This is a genomic window from Streptomyces sp. CWNU-52B, assembly GCF_047444975.1.
In the GTDB taxonomy this organism is placed as follows: Bacteria; Actinomycetota; Actinomycetes; order Streptomycetales; family Streptomycetaceae; genus Streptomyces.
In genome coordinates this window covers 138,412-157,264 of record NZ_JBLFJV010000021.1, presented here as the reverse complement: position 1 = coordinate 157,264, position 18,853 = coordinate 138,412, and the positions used below count along the sequence as shown (strand labels likewise).

Annotated in this window: 11 protein-coding genes; 6 read left to right on the top strand and 5 right to left on the bottom strand. The window is 70.2% G+C overall.

The genetic code is table 11. The annotated features are described in order from the left end of the window. Positions 1-23 precede the first annotated feature (23 nt). Together ACLVWQ_RS21620 and ACLVWQ_RS21615 are read right to left on the bottom strand one after the other, a co-directional pair. Positions 24-2,702 carry a cellulose binding domain-containing protein gene (locus tag ACLVWQ_RS21620; RefSeq protein WP_414110725.1) on the bottom strand — a complete coding sequence of 893 codons (2,679 nt, stop codon included), beginning with the start codon at positions 2,700-2,702 and terminating at the stop codon, positions 24-26. A 194-nt stretch (positions 2,703-2,896) separates the two neighbouring features. Then, a complete protein-coding gene (locus ACLVWQ_RS21615) occupies positions 2,897-5,809 on the bottom strand; it encodes a glycoside hydrolase family 48 protein (RefSeq protein ID WP_414110724.1) in 2,913 nt (970 codons plus the stop codon). Between the two features lie 528 nt (positions 5,810-6,337). Between ACLVWQ_RS21615 and ACLVWQ_RS21610 the strand changes: the two genes are divergently transcribed. Continuing rightward, positions 6,338-8,059, top strand: a complete 1,722-nt coding sequence (locus ACLVWQ_RS21610; RefSeq protein ID WP_414110723.1) for a glycoside hydrolase family 6 protein — start codon at positions 6,338-6,340, stop codon at positions 8,057-8,059. A gap of 207 nt (positions 8,060-8,266) precedes the next feature. Further along, positions 8,267-9,151, top strand: a complete 885-nt coding sequence (locus tag ACLVWQ_RS21605; protein ID WP_414110722.1) for a class I SAM-dependent methyltransferase — start codon at positions 8,267-8,269, stop codon at positions 9,149-9,151. 110 nt (positions 9,152-9,261) lie between these two features. On the opposite strand, the gene ACLVWQ_RS21600 is transcribed toward ACLVWQ_RS21605, so the two are convergent. Next, complete coding sequence (locus ACLVWQ_RS21600) at positions 9,262-10,047, bottom strand: aldo/keto reductase (RefSeq protein WP_414110849.1); 786 nt, start codon at positions 10,045-10,047, stop codon at positions 9,262-9,264. 325 nt (positions 10,048-10,372) lie between these two features. Between ACLVWQ_RS21600 and ACLVWQ_RS21595 the strand changes: the two genes are divergently transcribed. Genes ACLVWQ_RS21595 through ACLVWQ_RS21585 form a run of 3 tightly spaced genes read left to right on the top strand, consistent with a single transcriptional unit; the run spans position 10,373 to position 12,910 of the window. Continuing rightward, on the top strand, positions 10,373-12,055 hold the full coding sequence (locus ACLVWQ_RS21595) for a B12-binding domain-containing radical SAM protein (RefSeq protein ID WP_414110721.1): 1,683 nt from the start codon (positions 10,373-10,375) through the stop codon (positions 12,053-12,055). A 37-nt stretch (positions 12,056-12,092) separates the two neighbouring features. Continuing rightward, complete coding sequence (locus tag ACLVWQ_RS21590) at positions 12,093-12,269, top strand: hypothetical protein (protein WP_414110719.1); 177 nt, start codon at positions 12,093-12,095, stop codon at positions 12,267-12,269. Next, positions 12,263-12,910: a LysE family translocator gene (locus ACLVWQ_RS21585; RefSeq protein ID WP_414110718.1), complete on the top strand. Its 648-nt coding sequence runs from the start codon at positions 12,263-12,265 to the stop codon at positions 12,908-12,910. Before ACLVWQ_RS21590 ends, ACLVWQ_RS21585 begins: the two co-directional genes overlap by 7 nt. Positions 12,911-12,955: 45 nt before the next feature. Here ACLVWQ_RS21585 and ACLVWQ_RS21580 read toward each other — a convergent pair whose 3' ends face one another. Then, positions 12,956-13,645, bottom strand: coding sequence for an IclR family transcriptional regulator (locus tag ACLVWQ_RS21580; RefSeq protein WP_414110717.1), 690 nt, complete (start codon positions 13,643-13,645; stop codon positions 12,956-12,958). 361 nt (positions 13,646-14,006) lie between these two features. Here ACLVWQ_RS21580 and ACLVWQ_RS21575 point away from each other — a divergent pair, with 361 nt between their 5' ends. Further along, on the top strand, positions 14,007-16,862 hold the full coding sequence (locus ACLVWQ_RS21575; RefSeq protein WP_414110716.1) for an AfsR/SARP family transcriptional regulator: 2,856 nt from the start codon (positions 14,007-14,009) through the stop codon (positions 16,860-16,862). A 46-nt stretch (positions 16,863-16,908) separates the two neighbouring features. On the opposite strand, the gene ACLVWQ_RS21570 is transcribed toward ACLVWQ_RS21575, so the two are convergent. Continuing rightward, entirely contained in the window at positions 16,909-18,735 is a 1,827-nt protein-coding gene (locus ACLVWQ_RS21570) for an AMP-dependent synthetase/ligase (protein ID WP_414110715.1), read from the bottom strand. Positions 18,736-18,853: the final 118 nt, after the last annotated feature.

The following is an 18,853-nucleotide window of genomic DNA, read 5'->3' as shown; positions in this document are numbered from 1 at the left end:
CTTCCGTCCGTCCGGCCCGGGTGTCAGGTCACCGAGCAGGACTGCTCTGCGAGCCGGAACGCCGCAGGAGTTCCGTTCGTGCCCGACCAGGTGCCCGTGAAGCCGAAGCTCACGGACGAACCCGCCGCCACGTTCGCGTTCCAGCTCACGTTCTTCGCGGTGACCGCCGTGCCGGACTGCGCGGACTCGGCGTTCCACGCCTGGGTGACGGTCTGCCCGTCGGCGAAGGACCAGCCGAGCGACCAGCCGGTCCAGTCCGCCGAGCCGGTGTTGGCGAGCCGCACCTGTGCCTGGAAGCCGCCCGACCACTGGTTCGTGACCTCGTACGTGACCGCGCAGGCGCCGGTCGGCGTCGGATCCGTACCGCCGCCGTCCCCGCCGTCCCCGCCGCCCGCGTCGGACGAGTCGCCGTAGACGACCCCGCGCCCGTTCGTCGACACGTACACGCGCCCGTAGACGCGCGGGTCGCCGGTGATGGCCGCGCCGGTCCAGCCCCACTGGTGGGCGTCGTCGTTGATACGGGTCCAGGTCGCGCCCTTGTCGGTGGAGCGGAAGATCCCGCGTACGCCGCCGATCTCGGCGCTCGTGTAGAGCGTCTGGTACGACGCGCCCGGCGCGGCCTTGCCGAAGCCGATCGTGTCCGCCTGCTCGACGCCGGACAGCTTGGTGAAGGTCGCGCCGGAGTCCGTGGAGTGCCACAGCCCGTACGCGCCGTCGCTCGCCCCGCCCGCCAGCCAGACGTCACCCTTGGCACCGGGCAGCGCCTTGAACCGTACGCTGTCGCCGCTCGGCAGCCCGGTCGCCGACGAGGCGGTGAAGGTCGCGCCGCCGTCCGAACTGACGTAGAACTTACCCGACTTGAAGCCGTAGAAGGTCTTCGGGTCGACGCGGTCGGACTCCACGACCGCACCGGCCGGGATCCCGCTCGACGCCGTCCACGACGTGCCGAACCCGGTCGCGTAGTGCACCCCGGTGCCTTCGGGGCTCCACACGAACCGGCCGCCGTCGGAGGCCGAGGCGACCGTGCCGCCGCCGCTCACCCCCGAAGGGTCGGTGCCCGCGAACCAGTTGGCGCCGTTGTCCGTCGAGAACGCCACGTGCGGACCCGAGTCGAGGTTGCCTGCCCGCACCACCGTGCCCGGGTTCGACTCCGCGAAGTCGAGGCTCGTCGTACTGGTGAAGTTCGGCGAGGTGAACATCATCGACGGCACCTGGGTCAGATCCGTGTGCCGGAAGCCGCCGATGTCCCCCAGGGCGCTGAGGAGTCGGGCGCCGCCGGACGGGGGAGCGGCCAGGTCGTTCACGGCCGTCTCCTCCAGGCCCCGCACCATCGGCTCGATGGTGAACTGGCCGCCGCTGTCCCACTGACCCAGGTTCTCGGTGCCGTAGACGGTCGCGCCCGTCCCGTACATCATGCGTGCCGAGTCGAACGGGTCGATCTCCAACGCCTCGGTCATCCAGCCGAGTTTGGGCGTCTGTTCGGGCGGCGACGGATAGACGCCCCAGGACAGCCAGGGTGAGGACGAGACGTCCATGGTGAAGCGGTTCGAGCGGTTGGGGTACGACGTGTAGTCCCACGCCTGCGTCCAGGTGCCGCCGCTGTTCGTGGAGCGGAAGATCTGGGTGTCCGGCCACCAGGAGCTGTACGCGGTCGCCATCACCGTGCCCGGGTTCTGCCGGTCGACGGTCAGCCCGCTGAAGCCGTAGTAGGTGTCGGCCTCCGCGACCGGGCTGATGTCCGTCCAGGTGCCGCTCGCCGTCGCGTACCGCCACAGCCGGCCCTTGCCGCCGTCGTACGGGCCGCCCTTGTCGCTGTACGCGAGATACAGGTAGCCGTTCGTCGCGTCCAGCACACCCTTGTGGGCCAGGTACCCGGTGGGCTGCCCGGCGAGCCGGGACCAGGTCACGCCCGAGTCGGTGGAGCGGTAGACCGCGTTGTCCTTGTCGGCGACCCCGACGTAGACGGTCTTCGTGGCGTCGGTGCCCGTGCTGCTCGACTCGTCGAAGGTGACCCAGGCGATCCCCTGGTTGTCGGAGGCGTACCCGCTGGTGTCGGTCGGGTCCTGCACGTAGTTCCCGACGTTCGGGAAGCTCGTCACCTGCGACCAGGAGGCCCCCGAGTCGGTGGACCGCCACAGGCCCTTGCCGCTCGGCGCGCCCAGGTACAGCACGCTGTTGCGGTGCGGGTCGACCGCGAGGCGCTCACCCATGCCGCGTCCTGGCATGTTGCCGCCCAGCTTGAACGGCAGGTCGGCCTTCTGCCAGGTCGCGCCCCGGTCGGCGGATCTGAGCACCGCTCCGTTGCCGGGGTCCCAGCTGTTCGTGTACGTGCCGACGGCGGCGTACACCTTGCTGGGGGCCACGGAGTCGGAGGCGAGGCTCACCACGCCGGTGTGCCCCCAGTGGTCCCAGCCGACCGAGTCGAGCAGCGGCGTCCAGCTCTTCGACGCCTCCTGCCAGCGGTAGGCGCCGCCGATGTCGGTCCTGGCGTAGGCGAGGTTCTTCTCGGACCGGTTGAAGACGATGCCAGGGACGAAGCCGCCCCCGTCGATGCGGGCGTTCTTCCAGGTGTACGTGTCGGCGGCGACGGACACGGCCGGCGTGGCCTTTTCGGGGGGCTGCGCGGCCAGTGCGGGGGGAGTGCCCGCGAGCAGCCCGGCCGCGAGCCCGAGCACAGCGGTGAGGACGGAGGTTCTTCGCACGGTGACCCTCTCCTTGCGTGGGGGGAGGCGGGGAGACGCGAAAGGCCGGGCGGCCCCCGGTGCGGGTGGGGACCGCCCACGGCACGTTCTGTCGCTGCCCGAGCCCCGTCCCTTCAGGGGCGCGTGGAACCGCGCGACCAGCCACGACCGAGCCGCGGCCGACGTGCCGGCCTTCCCGCGGAGCTACTACGGGGCTATTCGAGAAGCTCCGCGTACGAGCCCATGGCGAGGGCGATGTCCGCCTGGGCCCAGAACCGGTGATACGTGAAGGAGGGCACGGCCCCGCCGGCCAGATAGGACTCGATCTTCGACCACGCGGGGTCGTCCTCGTAGAACGAGCGGATCGAGTCGAAGGTCGACGACGCGTTCACGGCGTCCCCGTTGGGCATCGTGCCGGTCCAGCCGCTCGGGACGTACACGGCGTCGTCGAAGCGGTTGTAGTCGGCGCGGGTCTCCGGGACCGCGATGCCCAGCGCGTCCTGGTTGTTCGCCCACATGCCGTCCAGGAGCGCCTTGGCCGTCGTCCCGGCTGCGGTGTCACCGGACCGGTCGGCGTAGTACGTCAGGGTCTTGGCGTACGCGGCGGCCACTCCGACGTCGTTCGTGTAGTCGGCGACGGTGACGTGAAGTCCCGTGTTGGCGCCGGGACTCGACGCGTTCCAGGTGTCGGGCCTGCCCGACCACTGGAGGGTGTTGGGGATGCGGTAGGAGCCGTCGGGGTTGACCGTGGTGTTGGCCAGGGCCCAGTCGACCCACTTGTCGAGGACGGTCTTGGCGTCCGCGTCACCCGTCTGCTGGTAGTACTCGGCCACCCGCTCCATCGACCACGCCTGGAAGCCGAACCACTGGTTGGACGGCGGGTCGTGGTAGACGGGCTTCTCGTCGTAGTACATGCCGTAGAAGGTCGGCGTCCCGGAGGGCGGCGTCGCGTAGCGGCCCTGCCAGCTGTTGGTGGCGCCGCCCGCGATGGCACCCTCACTGGACTGCAGCCAGCGGTAGAACTCCAGCTGCCGGTCCAGGGACTTGGCCCAGTCCGCCTGCCCCGTCGCCGACTTGGGCTTCAGGTCGGCGTACGAGCTGAGCGCGTAGGCGGCCAGCGGGTTCTGGTAGCCGCCGTGGGTGTGGCTGGAGCCGATGCGCCAGGCCCAGCCGGCCGAGGCGTCGGTGGCGCCGCCCCACGCGTAGTACCAGTTCAGCAGGTAGTGCGAGGCGTCCTTGCCGGTGCCGGCCGGGCAGGTCGACGGACCCACACAGTTGCCGATCTTCTTGAAGTACTTGTCGTACATGGAGTAGCGCAGATAGTCGCCCATCTTCGCGGCCTTGCCGACGGTCGCCGACACCTCGGAGCCCTTGCCCTGCGCCTCCGCCCAGATGTCCGCCCAGTACGCGGCCTGCACGGCACGCGCGTCGGCGTCGGGGGCGTTGGTGAACTTCCACTGCCTGGCGTAGGACGCGTCCTTGGTGAACAGGTCCAAGTAGCCATTGGTACCGCCGTACTTGAAGGCGTCGCAGGTCGGCTGCGGCACCGTCTCCCACACGGACTCCTGCGCGCCGCGCTGGAAGGTGTTGATGTAGGAAGGACCGGTGTCGGTGGGGCCCGCCTCGCACTTGCCGGGCGCGTTGCCGTACCCGTAGACGTTGTCCACGTCCTGCAGCCAGTGCATGCCGTACACGTCGTCGGTGCCGTACGCGCTCTTCAGTTCGGCGGCGATCGGGTCGGGACCGACGGAGATGCCCGAGTCGAGCTGCGCCGGATACTCGTTCGGGGTGTCGAGCTCGGGTGCGTACGTCGCCGGCTTCGAGGCGTTGTAGAACGAGTTGGTCGGCTGGTCGGCGTGCGTGGGGATCATGAACTTCTCCATGATGTCCCAGGCGCCGTTGAACTTGGTCCAGTCACCCGTCACCTTGCCGTACATGGCCTGCAGCCACAGCAGATAGCTGTACGCCTCCGAGGTCGTCTCGTGGCCGTGGTCGGGCGCCTCGACGATCAGCGTCTCCACCGAGTGGTACGGGATGCCCTCCGGCGAGAAATAGCCGTTCGCCGGGTCGGTGATCTTCCCGTAGAGAGCGAGGAAGCGGGCGTCGTACTCCTTCGACGCGGCGAGCTGGGTGACGGTGACCGTGCCCTTCGCGTGTCCGGTGGCGGTCGACTCGAAGGACGCCGACCCGGTGCCCGTTGCGTCGGCGGTGACCGTCACCTTCTGCGCGGTGGCCCAGTTCGACGGGGTGAAGGTGAGCGAGGCCCCGCCGGTGACGGACAGCCCCGTGTTGCCGCTCGCCCGAGCGGTCGTCACGGTCACGTTCGCCGACGGCTGGGTCGACAGCTTCACGTCGTACGTGCCCGTCTTGCCCTGCTGGACGCCGAGCTGGGCCGGCGAGACCACCACGGCGGGACCCGAGGCGACCGTGATGCCGACCGGTGTGGACTCCGCCGACGCGCCCAGGCTGTCGTACGCCTTCGCGAGCAGCGAATGGCTGCCCACGGCCAAGCCGGTGGCCGAGAGCGAGTAGGGCGAGCTGGTGTCGGTGCCCAGCAGCGTCGTGTCGTCGTAGAACTCGACCTTGCCGACCGTCGCGCCGTCCGCCGCCGCGGCGGTCGCCGCGAGCGGGACCGCGGCGCCCTGGGAGTAGACGGCACCCGCCGCGGGGCTGGTCAGCACGGTGATCGGCGGCTGGTGGGCGCCGGCGCAGGTGGTGCCGTTGATCGCGAAGGAGGTGGGTGCGGCGTTGGTGCCGCTGTAGGTGAACTGGGCGCCCGTCGTCACGGCGGCGCCGGCCGCGATCGTCCCGTTCCAGGACGCGTTGGTCGCGGTGACCGTCTTGCCCGACTGCGACCAGGTGCCGCTCCAGCCGCTGCTGAGCTGCTGGTTGCCCGCGTAGGCGTAGCTCAGGGTCCAGCCGCTGATCGCCTCCGTGCCGCGGTTGGTGAGCGTGAGCTCGGCGGTGAAACCGGAGCCCCAGTCGTTCGTCGTGTAGTCGACACTGCACTGAACCGCGGCCGCTTGTGCAGGAGTTGTACCGGTCGCCAGCGTGGCCAACGGGAGAGCGAGGGCCGCCACCACGGCGGTCCATATCCGCCGCGCACGGCGATTGCGTCTGGGTGCCATGTTCTGGTTCCTCTCCTTGCGGCTCGGAGATGGGGGCGGAGCAACAAGCCTTGAACCAGTGGGAGCGCTCCCATATTGGAGAGAGGGGTGCAAGGGGTCAAGGTGCTTGAAGAGTCGAAATGATTCGATAGATCAAGAGCGCGACTCCTCTGTTGTTTACCAACACTTGGCGCTACCTTCGTCGGCACCAGTGGGAGCGGTTCCATCAGTCGACGCGTCCGTCTCGGCGTGTCCGAACTGCAAGGAGTCGCTCATGCGACACCCCCCGCCCTACGTCCCGCGGCACCCTCCGCGTGACCCCTGCGCCGCCCCGTGCGTGCGCTCCCCTCAGTGGTCGGCGCCACCGTACGAGCCGCCGTGGGCGGCGGCTCGGCAATAGCGCACGTCTCCACCTGGGCCGGACCCGGAGCACCTGGGACTGAGACTCCCGCCCGGCCCCGAGTTCTCTCCACGACGGCACACCCACGTCGTTCGGCATCGGGCAGCGTGCACATCGGCGCGCCCTCGACGGAATAGGACACCCCGCACATGAGCCGTACCAGAACTGCACTTCTCGCGGCGCTGGCGCTGGTCGCCGGCACCGCGGGCGCCGCCGCCGCGGCGATACCCCGGGACGTCGGCGTGGCCGCCGTCCCCTGCACCGTGGAGTACAAGGTGCAGAACCAGTGGGACACCGGCTTCACCACCGCGGTGACGGTCACCAACAACAGCACGGCCAAGTCGAGTTGGGCCGTGAAGTGGTCGTACGCCGGGAACCAGAAGGTCACCAGCGGCTGGAACGCCAAGCTCAGCCAGAGCGGCACCGCGGTCACCGCCGCCAACGAGAGCTACAACGGCGCGCTCGGCACCGGGAGTTCGGTCAGCTTCGGCTTCAACGGCACCTACAGCGGCACCAACGCGCTGCCCACGACGTTCACCCTCGACGGGGTGACCTGCAACGTCGACGACGGCGGCACGGACCCCACCGATCCCACCGACCCGACCGACCCGGGTACGGGCAGCAGGGTCGACAACCCGTACGCCGGCGCCAAGGTGTACGTGAACCCGGAGTGGAAGGCGAAGGCCACCGCCGAGACCGGTGGCAGCCGCATCGCCGACCAGCCGACCGGCGTGTGGCTCGACCGGATCGCCGCGATCAACGGCGTGAACGGCGGCATGGGGCTGCGCGACCACCTGGACGCGGCGCTGGCGCAGAAGGGCTCGGACGAACTGGTCGTCCAGCTGGTCGTCTACAACCTGCCCGGCCGTGACTGCGCCGCGCTGGCGTCGAACGGTGAACTCGGCGCGACGGAGATCGACAAGTACAGGACCCAGTACATCGACCCGATCGCGGCGATCCTCGCGGACACCAAGTACGCCGGTCTGCGCATCGTCACCACCGTCGAGATCGACTCGCTGCCGAACCTCGTCACCAACGTCTCGCCGCGCGCCACCGCCACCGCCAACTGCGACACGATGAAGGCGAACGGCAACTACGTGAAGGGCGTCGGCTACGCGCTGAACAAGCTCGGTGACGTGCCCAACGTCTACAACTACGTGGACGCCGGACACCACGGCTGGCTCGGCTGGGACGACAACTTCGCGCCCTCCGCGGCGCTCTTCAAGGAGGCCGCCTCCGCCGAGGGCGCGACGGTCGCCGACGTGCACGGCTTCATCGTGAACACCGCGAACTACAGCGCCACGAAGGAGGACCACTTCACGATCGGCGACTCCGTGAACGGGACCTCGGTGCGGCTGTCGAAGTGGATCGACTGGAACCGGTACGTCGACGAGCAGTCGTACGCGCAGGCCATGCGTACGCAGCTGGTCTCGATCGGTTTCCCCGCCGGGATCGGCATGCTGATCGACACCTCCCGCAACGGCTGGGGCGGCACGGCACGGCCCACCGGGCCCGGGGCGACGACCACCGTGGACACGTACGTCGACGGTGGGCGCTACGACCGGCGGATCCACCTCGGGAACTGGTGCAACCAGTCCGGGGCGGGACTCGGTGAGCGGCCGCAGGCGGCGCCGGCGGCCGGTATCGACGCGTACGTGTGGATGAAGCCGCCGGGGGAGTCGGACGGGTCCAGCACCGCGATCCCCAACGACGAGGGCAAGGGCTTCGACCGGATGTGCGACCCCACGTACACCGGCAACCCGCGGAACAACAACAACATGTCGGGGGCGTTGGCGAACGCGCCGTTGTCCGGGCACTGGTTCTCTTCCCAGTTCCAGGAGCTGATGAGGAACGCGTATCCCGCGCTGTGACCCCCGCTCTTCGTGGGTCACGTGGCTCGGAGGGTGCCCGCGGGTGAGCTGTGGCCGGTCGAACGGTTCCCCACGCCCCTGAAAGACCGCGCGGTTCCCCGTGCCCCCTCAAGGGGGTGCGGGGAACCGCTTGCTGGTTCGGCAAGGTGAGTGGCTGATTCTGGGAGAGGGGAGCAGGCTGGGGGTATTCCGAACGAGAGGCGCGCCATGGGCCACGATCACTCCCCTTCCCACTCCCCTTCCCACACTCATATCGACTTCGCCGAGATGCTTCCGATGCTCGTGCAGGAGGCCGAGCTGTTCTCACCGCTCTACGCGCAGGCCGCGGAGTGGTTGCGGGAGGCGCAGCCCGAGCCCGGGCTGATCGTCGACGCGGGGAGCGGTCCCGGTGTCATCTCCTGTCTGCTCGCCGACGCGTTTCCCGCGGCCCGGGTCATCGCCGTGGACGGATCGGAACCCCTCCTGGAGAAGGCCCGTGAGCGGGCCGCCCAGCGGGGGATCGCCGACCGGTTCAGCACACTGGAGGCCGAACTGGGCGACGGGCTCGGCGACCTGGAGTATCCGGTCGACCTGCTGTGGGCGAGCCGGTCCCTGCACCACGTCGGCGACCAGCGGGGCGCCCTCACCGGCTTCGCGGAGCGGCTCGCGCCGGGCGGCACCCTCGCCCTGCTGGAGGGCGGCCTGCCCCCGCGCTATCTGCCGCGTGACTTCGGCATCGGCCGTCCGGGGCTGCACTCCAGGATGGACGCCGTCGAGCAGGAGTGGTTCGCCCGGATGCGGGCCGAGCTGCCCGATGCCGTCGTCGAGGAGGTCGAGGACTGGCCGGCGCTGCTGACCGCCGTCGGGCTGCGCCACACCAGGACCCGTACGTTCCTGCTCGACATCCCCGCTCCGGTGTCCGACGCGGGCCGCGCCTTCGTCGCCACCGCCCTCGCCCACCGCCGCGACGGGCTCGCCGAGGGGCTCGACGCCGAGGACCGCGCCACCCTCGACCGGCTCCTCGACCCGGACGACAAGGCGAGCGTGTTCCAGCGGCCGGATGTGTTCGTGCTCACGGCGCTGACGGTGTACGTCGGTGTGAAGCAGCCCTGACACGGGGTGCCGGAGCACCCGGAGCACGAGGAGGCCGCCACCCGATCGGGTGGCGGCCTCCTCACGCTCGGTCCGGCACAGGCGTGCCGTGCCGCGCCTCGTGCCGTGCGTCAGTTGACCGTCGCGGGGTCGGAGCCCAGGCGGCGGTCCTCGTTCAGGGCGCTGATCGCGGCGATGTCCTCGGCGTCGAGGGTGAAGCCGAAGACGTCGATGTTCTCCTTGATCCGGGACGGGGTCACGGACTTCGGGATCACCACGTTCCCCAGCTGGAGGTGCCAGCGCAGGACGACCTGGGCGGGCGTGCGGTCGTGCTTGCGGGCCACGGCCACGATCGCCGGGACCTCCAGGAGACCCTTGCCCTGGCCGAGCGGGGACCAGGCCTCCGTGGCGATGCCGTGCTCCGCGTGGTACGCACGGGCGGCGGCCTGCTGGAGGTGCGGGTGCAGCTCGATCTGGTTGACGGCCGGGACGACGGACGTCGCGTCGGTCAGCTTGTCCAGGTACTCCGGCAGGAAGTTGGAGACGCCGATGGACTTGGCGCGGCCGTCCGCGTGGATCTTCTCGAAGGCCTTGTACGTGTCGATGTACGTGCCCTTGTCCGGCAGGGGCCAGTGGATGAGGTACAGGTCCACGTAGTCGAGGCCGAGCTTGGCCAGGGACGCGTCGAAGGCACGCAGCGTCGAGTCGTACCCCTGGTCGGCGTTCTGGAGCTTGGTGGTGACGAAGAGGTCCTCGCGGGCGATCCCGGAGGAGACGAGGCCCTTGCCGGTGCCCTCTTCGTTGCCGTAGGCCGCGGCGGTGTCGATGCTGCGGTACCCGGCCTCCAGCGCGGTGGCGACGGCTCGCTCGGCCTCGTCGTCCGGCACCTGCCAGACACCGAAGCCCAGTTGGGGCATCTCGACGCCGTTGTTCAGGATGATCGGGGGGACCTTGCTCACGAGCTCTCGATCCTTAAGTCGTCGGGTGGTACTCCATCGTCAACGATCACGGGCTGTTGTGCATTCCTGTCCCGTACGTTCGCGGGCCGAACGGGAGATTGGCCGGAAAGGATCCGCTCAGATGTCCAGGTACGCGTCCCTCGCCGACCACGCGTCGCAGGACGCCTCCCGAGCCGCCCCGGGGCCTCCCGACGCCGGTCCGCTCACCGGAACGGCGCGTGACACGGGCCTGGCAGGGTGACGAGGCTGATGCTCCTTGGTGCCGTCGGCGGGGGGAGATGTCATGGAGATGGGCTTGGAACCGGTGGAGGAGGTCGTCGGCATCGACGGTCGGTTCCAGTGGGAGTTCCCGCCACCCGGCGCGGCGGGCCCCGGCGGCGGACCTCGCCCGGCCGCCGCCGCCCTGTCGGTCTGGTACGTCGCGCTGCCACTCACCTCGGCTCACCGAGGCGGCCACTCGGGCGGCGGTGCCCTCGTCGACGGGGTGGACGGTCAGGAGCGGTACCAGAACGAGGGAACGGTCTACCCGCACTCCGGTCTGGTCGAGATGATCACCTATCAGCAGCGGTTCCTGCCCGACCTCTCCTGGACCTACCTCGACCTGAGCCATGTCGCCTGGGAGGACGTACGCGCCGCCATCGCGGCCGACCCGCCGGACGTGGTGGCGTTCACCGTCTACACCTCCACCGCGCTGTGGGCATTCGTCGTCGCCGCGGAGATCAAGCGCGTGAATCCCGAAGCTGTGATCGTGTTCGGCAACGACCATGCGGGAATTCTCCATCGAGAGATACTCACCGGCCATTACGGTCACCGCCTCGTTGATTTCGTCAGCACCGGAAACAACGGCCCCTTCACCATGCTCGGTCTCCTGTACGCGCTGCGTGGGCAACTGGACCTGAAGCGCGTCCCCTCCCTCGCCTATCGCGAGAACTCGCGAGTCGTCAATCAGCCCACCCCCACCTATCCGCTCGACCGTCGCATCCTCCCCGACTACACACTGATCGAGGACCAGCTCGAGCGGTACTACGACAGGGCCTTCGACGTCTGGTACGCCCATCACTACGAACTCAAGCGCATGGTCACCTTGCCGCTGGACGCCGGCTGCACCTGGGGGAAACGCCCGGGACGCCGCTGCAAACACTGCTCGATCCAGGGACTCACTCCGAAGTTCGCCCGGATGGACACGATCGTCCCGGCGCTCGAGACGGTGGTGGGCGGCCTCGGCGCCAACGTCTATGCCGCCGGGGACTCCACTCTGGGGTTCTCCCGGGCGCAGTGGTCCGGAGACATCGGATACCTCGACGAACTCGCCGAACGCTGCGCCGCCTCACCGGTTCTCCGGGACCACCGGTTCCTCCTCGCCTACGGCCTGGTCTTCGAGTTCCTCCAGTCGGCGAAGCTGTGCCAGGGCTTCGTACGCACCTGGAACGTCGGCCTGGAGGCATTCGACCCGAAGCTCCTCAAAGGCGACTCCAAAGGAATCAACAAGGGGCCCGATCGGGTTCTTGAGGCGCTCGAACTCGCCCAGGAACTGGACTACAAGATCTATGCCTCGGGAATTCTCGGGCTGCCCGGTACCACCCGGAAACAGCTTCGCGAAGAGGTCGACTCCTGGCTCTCCCTCGCGGAGACCTACCGGGACACCATCACCACCGTCTCGGTGGCGGCACCTGGGGTGATACCAGGCTCGCGCATGTATTGGGAGAGCTTCCACGCCCACCCCGAAGTGCGTGCCGCACACGGCGAGATCATTCCGGCCCGGCGCCTCACCGAGCTGTACGTCCACGAGAACACCGAGGTCGAACTCGTCGATGTGGAAGCCGCGATAGCCGACGTCGGCCGGGGCGTGATCGCTCTCGGCCGGGAGCGCGGACACATGAAGTTCGGCGGTTACATGCTCGGCGGGGTCGACGAGGACGAGGCGGCCGAGCGACGACTGCTCGACGACATCTGCGCACGCCTCTGACAGGAGCGCGGAGTACGGGAAATGACACGGGGGACCGATGAAAGAGAACAGCAGGAACAACAGGAGTAAGAGGGAAAAAGGGAAAAAGAAGAAGGCGGCGAAGGCGGCGAAGGCGGCACGGATGAAGTCCGTGCTCACGGCGGGGGCTCCTCGCGCGGTCACCGTCGCCGGCGGGGCGTGGCCCTGCCGCGTCGTGGGGGAGCACCCGTGGTGAACGTGAGCGACGGGGCCAGTGTGGCGGTGATATCCCTGGGCCTCGTGGTGACTCCCGGACCGAACATGATGTACATGGTGTCCCGGAGCATCGCCCAGGGGCGCCGCGCCGGAGTGGTGTCGCTGGGCGGGGTCGCGGCCGGTGCCCTGGTCTTCGTGGTGGTGACGAACCTCGGTCTGCTGACCGTGCTGCGGACCGTCCCCGCGATGTACACGTCCTTCAAGATCGCAGGCGCCGTCTATCTGGGATGGCTGGCCGTGCAGGCGTTCAGGTCGGACGGGGGGTCCGTCTTCGCGCCGCGTGAGACGGCGGACGCCTCGACCCGCCGGTTGTTCGGCATGGGGCTGGTCACGAACCTCCTCAATCCCAAGATCGCCCTGTTGTACCTCTCCCTGATCCCGCAGTTCGTCGATCCCCGGGCCGGGGATGTCCTGCTCCAGGGCCTTGCCTTCGGCGGTATCCAGATCGTCGTCAGCGTGACCGCGAACTTCGTCATCATCATGGCCGCGGGGGCTCTGTCGGAGTTTCTCGTGGCACGGCCCACCTGGCTTCGAGTGCAGCGGTACGCCACCGGATCCGCCCTCGGTGTGCTGGCCCTGCTGCTGGTGATGGACCAGTCACAGCCGCAGGCCCCGGCCTGAGGGGCAGCGCCGTCCGGGCGGGGCTGTCTCCGGCCGACCAGGTGATCAGCCGGTCGGCCGGAGACAGCCCCGCCCGAGGCGCGCGCTGATCGCTGCGCTGGTCCGCCGTACGACATCGGCGAGCCGCTCCGGCCGGTGTGCGGGGGCGGTCGCGGCGAACAGCGACGCGACCGGCGTGCCGCTCGCGTCGTACAGTGCCGCGGCGACAGAACACACACCGGGTGTCAGTATCTCCCGGTCGACCGCGACACCGCTCTCCCGGATCGCCCGGCCCTCCCGGGGCCATGAGGCGGGCACGGAACTCGGCGGGAAGCGGTACTCCGGCGCCGCGGCGAGCACCTTGCCGGCGGCGGTGTACCACGGCCACGCCGACCGGTTCCGTAACGCCGTGAACGGCGCGGTCGCACCGGGCGCCCAGTCCAGCACGAGCGTCTGGTCGTGCCGCAGCACCGCGATCCCCACGGCCGCGCCGGTGACCGCCGCCAGACGGCGGGCCGGCTCGGCCGCGGTGGCACGCAGTTCCGGATGCGGCTGCCACCCGTTCCCGAACTGGAACATCCGCGAGCCGATCCGGTACCCGTCCGCGTACCGCTCCACCGCTCCCAGGCCGATCAGCTGTTCCAACAGCCGGTAAGCCGTGGCCTTCGGCAGCCCGCTCTCGACGGAGAGCCGGGTCAGTCCCGCTCCCCGGGTGCGGTCCATCGCGGCCAGCAGCTCGAATGCTCCTTTCAACACACTCCGCCCTCCGGTACGCACCCGAGCAGGCTCAGGGACGGACCGGCCCGCACCGCGCGGCCGGTGTCGGCCCGGCTCCGGCGGAACACCCCTGGGCGCCTGCCCGCCGGTGCTCCCGACCGCGCTGGGTTTGTCGTCGCCGCGCACCCGTATGGACTTGCTGTTCTTCCGCATGGCTCCCCCGTGTTCCCACGTCCCCGTGCGACGCGTCCGATGAACCGCCCTTCGCGTGTACTCCCATGGTGAAAGTCGTGTCTGGGCCAGAATGTTGTCGATAGGTTGTCGGCTTCGTCGCTGCTGCCGTCGCTCGCCGCGGGGGCGTGGGCAGACTTCCGCGACGCGGAGCACCACGGGGGCCACCATGCTGCAGGTGCGATTACTCGGATCCGTCGAACTGGCCCTGCCCGGGCGGACGATCGAGGTGGGCCCGCCGCAAAGGCGCGCTGTGCTGGCGGCGTTGGCGGTGGACGTCGGCCGCCCTGTGGCGGTCGACGTGGTGATCAAGCGGGTCTGGGGCACGGCCCCGCCGGAAGGGGCCCGGCGCTCGGTCTACGCGCACATCGCTCGCATACGTCAGATCTGCGAGCGGACCGCTGACGCCGCGGGCGAACGACCGCGGCTGATGCGCCGGTCCGGCGGATACGTGCTGGAGATCGATCGGGAACAGGTCGACGTGCACCGCTTCCGGCACCTGGTGGATCAGGCTCGGGCGGCCGGGTCGCCGGACGCCTCACGCGCGTCGCTGCTGAGCGAGGCCCTAGGTCTGTGGCTCGGGGAGCCGCTGAGCGGACTGGACGGCTCGTGGGCGGAGCAGACGCGGGAGACGTGGCGCCGGGAACAGGTGGACGCGACCGTCGAATGGGCCGGCGTCCAGGTGCGTGTCGGTGACTCCGCCGCCGCGATCGGTCCGCTCTCCACGCTCCTCGGCGAACAGCCGCTGGTGGAGCCACTGGCGGAGGCGCTGATGCGGGCGTTGTACGCCACCGGGCGGGGCGCCGAGGCGCTGGAGTGCTACGCCTCCGTCCGGCAGCGGCTGGCGGAGGAACTGGGGACGGACCCCGGCGGAGCGCTGCGCGACGTGCACCAGCTCATCCTCCGGGGACAGGCACTCGCCCCCTCGGTGCCGGTGAAGCCGGCCCCGTCCCGTCCCACCGGTTCCCGGCGGGGCGTGGTGCCCGCGCAACTGCCCGTCGGGATCCGCGGCTTCACGGGCCGGGGCGAGGAACTGTCGATTCTGGACACGTTTCTCGCCCCGACGTGGCTGTCGGCACCCGTGGTGATCTCGGCGGTGTCGGGCACGGCCGGGGTGGGCAAGACCACGCTGGCCGTGCACTGGGGGCACCGGGTGCGCGAGCACTTCCCCGACGGACAGCTGTACGTGAACCTGCGCGGCTTCGATCCGAGCGGCTCGCTACGGGACCCGGCGGAGGCGCTGCGCGGCTTCCTGGACGCCTTCGAGGTGGCCCCGACCAGGATCCCCGTGGGTCTGGAAGCGCAGGCGGCCCTCTACCGGAGCCTGCTGGCCGACCGGCGGGTGCTGGTGGTGCTGGACAACGCCCGGGACGCCGAACAGGTACGTCCGCTGCTGCCCGGCGCGCCCGGCTGCCTCGCGCTGATCACCAGCCGCAACCGGCTCACCAGCCTGGCCGCGGCCGAGGGCGCCCACCTGCTCGCCCTCGACGTGCTCCCCTTCGCCGAGGCCCGGTCCCTGCTGATCGACCGCCTCGGTGTCAGCCGCACGGCGGCAGAGCCCGCCGCCGTCGCCGCCATCGCGTCCCGGTGCGCGGGCCTGCCGCTGGCGCTGGCGGTCGTGGCCGCCCGCGCCGCCGCCGAGCCGCACAGTCCGCTCGCCACCCTCGCCGACGAACTGCTCGACGCCACCGGCCGTCTGGACGCACTCGACGGAGGTGATCCGGCCAGCCGGGTACGGACCGTCTTCTCCCGTTCCTACGACGCCCTCAGCCCGGCCGCCGCCCGGCTCTTCCGGCTGCTCGGCCTGCATCCCGGGCCCGATGCCACGGCGGCGGCCGCGGCGAGCCTGGCCGGTGTGCCGCCCGCGCGGGTCAGGGCGCTGCTGGCCGAACTGACGCGGACCCATCTGCTCGACGAGCCCGTTCCGGGCCGGTACTCCTTCCATGATCTGCTCCGCGTCTATGCCGGGGAGCTGGCCCACACCGAGGAAGAGGAGGACGACCGCCGTCACGCGACGCACCGGCTGCTCGACCACTACCTGTCCACCGCGCTGGAGGCACAACGCCTGCTCGGGCCACCGGCCGACCGGATCCTTCCCGCCCCGGCGCAGCCGCGGGTGACCGCCGAGCGACCGGCCGACCGTGAGGCCGCGATGGCCTGGTTCAGTGCCGAACACCCCGTTCTGCTCGCCGCGGTCCACCTGGCGTTCGAGGCCGGCTTCGACGCGCACGTCTGGCAGCTGGCGGCGGCGCTGACCACCTTCCATCAGCGCCGGGTGCTCTGGTCCGAGTGGACCGCCGTCCATACGACGGGGCTGGAGGCGGCCCGTCGGCTGGCCGACCCCGCGGCACAGGCGTGCGCCCGGCGCAACCTCGGCAACGCCGCCTCGGCGCTCGGCCGGCAGGCCGAGGCCCGCGGGCACCTCGAACGCGCCGTGGAGCTGTACCGGGATCTCGGCGACCTCGGCGGGGAGGCACACACGCGGCTCGCACTCGGCCGGGTCGCGACCCGGCAGGGACTGCGCACCGAGGCGTTGGACCACTCGCGGCAGGCGGTGAAGCTGTTCGGTGCCGCGGGCGACCTCGCCTGGCAGGCCGTGGCCCTGAACAACGTCGGCTGGGACCAGGCCGGCCTCGGTCTCCACGAGGAAGCCATCGTCCACGGCAGGCAGGCGCTCGCCCTGGTGGCGGGGACCGGCCACACCTCCGGCGAGGCCCACACCTGGGACACCCTCGGCTACGCCCATCACCATCTGGGCCAGTACGAGGAGGCGGCCGCCTGTTACCGGCAAGCCGCGTTGCTCTTCCACGAGTTGGAGGACCGCTACTTCGAGGCGGACATCCTCGCCCACCTCGGTGACACCCACCACGCCGCCCGGAACCGCGACGCGGCCCGCACCGTCTGGACCCGGGCCCTGGCACTCTTCGAGGAACTGGGTCACCCCGACGCCGAGCCGCTGCGGGCCAGGCTCCTGCACCACCTCGACAAGGATCCGGCCGACACCGTACTCCCGGAGCGCGACTGACCGGGGCGTCTCCCTGAGGCGTGACCCCTGCCTGCGCACGCCCCCGCTACGCGCGGTAGAGCGCCTCGACCTCCGTCTCGTACGCGTTCTCTATCGCCTTGCGCTTCAGTTTCAGGGACGGTGTCAGCAGGCCGTGTTCCTCGGTGAACTGGTGGGCCAGTATCCGGAACGTGCGGATCGACTCGGCCTGGGAGACGAGGGTGTTCGCCGCGACCACGGCCCGGCGTACCTCCGTCTCCAGGTCGGGGTCCCGGACCAGCTCCGAGGGGGCGAGCTGGGGCTTGCCCCGCATCTGCAGCCAGTGTTCGACGGCCTCCCCGTCGAGCGTGACGAGCGCCGCGATGTACGGCCGGTCGTTGCCGACGACGATGCACTGCGCGACCAGCGGATGGTCCCGCACCCGCTCCTCCAGGACACCCGGCGAGACGCTCTTGCCGCCGGAGGTCACCAGGATCTCCTTCTTGCGCCCGGTGATGGTGAGATAGCCGTCCTCGTCGAGCGAACCGAGGTCCCCGGTCGCCAGCCAGCCGTCGTGCAGCGCCGCGTCCGTGGCCTTCGGGTCGTTGAGGTAGCCCTGGAAGACGTTGTCGCCGTGCAGCCAGATCTCACCGTCGTCCGCGATGTGCACGGTCGTGCCCGGGATGGGCTGGCCGACGGAGCCGTACCGGGTGAGCTCGGGCGGGTTGGCGGTCGCGGCGGCCGTGGACTCGGTGAGCCCGTACCCCTCGTAGATCTGCACACCGGCGCCCGCGAAGAACAGCCCCAGCCGCCGGTCCATCGCGGAACCGCCGGACATCGCGTGCCGCACCCGCCCGCCCATCGCGGCACGGATCTTGGAGTAGACCAGCTTGTCGAAGAGCTGGTGCTGCATGCGCAGCGCCGTCGAAGGGCCGGGGCCGATGCCCCACGCCTTGTTCTCCACCGCGTCCGCGTACCGCACCGCGACCTCGACGGCCTTCTCGAACGGGCCGCCCTTGCCCTCCCGCTCGGCCTTGCGGCGCGCAGCGTTGAAGACCTTCTCGAAGATGTACGGCACGGCCAGGAAGAACGTCGGCTGGAACGCCGCCAGGTCGGGCAGCAGGGCCGACGCGTTGAGCTGCGGCTGATGGCCGAACTTGACCTTGCCCCGGATGGCCGCGACCTGCACCATCCGTCCGAAGACGTGCGCGAGCGGCAGGAACAGCAGGGTGGCCGCCTCGTCGCCGCGCTTGGAGTGGAAGAGGGGTTCCCAGCGCCCGATCGCGGTGTCCGTCTCGAACATGAAGTTGGCGTGCGACAGGACACAGCCCTTGGGACGGCCGGTGGTGCCGGACGTGTAGATGATCGTCGCGGTGGACTCCGGGGTGACCGCGCGCCGGTGCCGGTGCACCACCTCGTCGTCGATGTGGCCGCCCGCCTCGTACAGCTCCTGCACGGCGCCCGCGTCGAGCTGCCACAACTTGTGCAGCGTCGGCAGCCGGTCGATGACCGTGGCGATGGTCATCGCGTGGTCCTCGTGCTCCACCATCGCCGCCGACACCTGCGCGTCGTGCAACATCCAGAAGACCTGCTCGGCCGACGAGGTGGGGTAGATCGGTACGACCTGGGCGCCGATCGACCACAGCGCGTAGTCGAAGAGGGTCCACTCGTACCGGGTACGGGACATGATCGCGACCCGGTCGCCGAACCGGATGCCGTGGGCCAGCAGGCCCTTGGCCAGTGCGAGGACCTCGTCACGGAACTCGGCGGACGTCACGTCCCGCCACCTGCCGAGATCGTCCTTGCGGCCTAGTGCGATGTAGAGAGGATCCTCCTGGGCATACTCGAAGACGGCATCGGCCAGGCCGCCCACCGGCGGTGCCGACGCCAGGGGAGGGTTGGTGAACTCGCTCAATCCCCGCTCCTTGTGGTGCTCCGCAGCGCGGTGAAAGCTACCCCACCCAAAGCCGCTGCGGGAGGGGCGGCGAATGGCCCCGGGGTCGGGTGTCCGCACAGGTCAACCCCTGAAATCC

What these genes read in the sequence shown, in the direction of transcription:
- ACLVWQ_RS21615 (WP_414110724.1), bottom strand. Translation starts at nt 5,809, where the DNA reads ATGGCACCCAGACGCAATCGCCGTGCGCGGCGGATATGGACCGCCGTG.
- ACLVWQ_RS21610 (WP_414110723.1), top strand. Translation starts at nt 6,338, where the DNA reads ATGAGCCGTACCAGAACTGCACTTCTCGCGGCGCTGGCGCTGGTCGCC.
- ACLVWQ_RS21605 (WP_414110722.1), top strand. Translation starts at nt 8,267, where the DNA reads ATGGGCCACGATCACTCCCCTTCCCACTCCCCTTCCCACACTCATATC.
- ACLVWQ_RS21600 (WP_414110849.1), bottom strand. Translation starts at nt 10,047, where the DNA reads ATGCCCCAACTGGGCTTCGGTGTCTGGCAGGTGCCGGACGACGAGGCC.
- ACLVWQ_RS21595 (WP_414110721.1), top strand. Translation starts at nt 10,373, where the DNA reads ATGGAGATGGGCTTGGAACCGGTGGAGGAGGTCGTCGGCATCGACGGT.
- ACLVWQ_RS21590 (WP_414110719.1), top strand. Translation starts at nt 12,093, where the DNA reads ATGAAAGAGAACAGCAGGAACAACAGGAGTAAGAGGGAAAAAGGGAAA.
- ACLVWQ_RS21575 (WP_414110716.1), top strand. Translation starts at nt 14,007, where the DNA reads ATGCTGCAGGTGCGATTACTCGGATCCGTCGAACTGGCCCTGCCCGGG.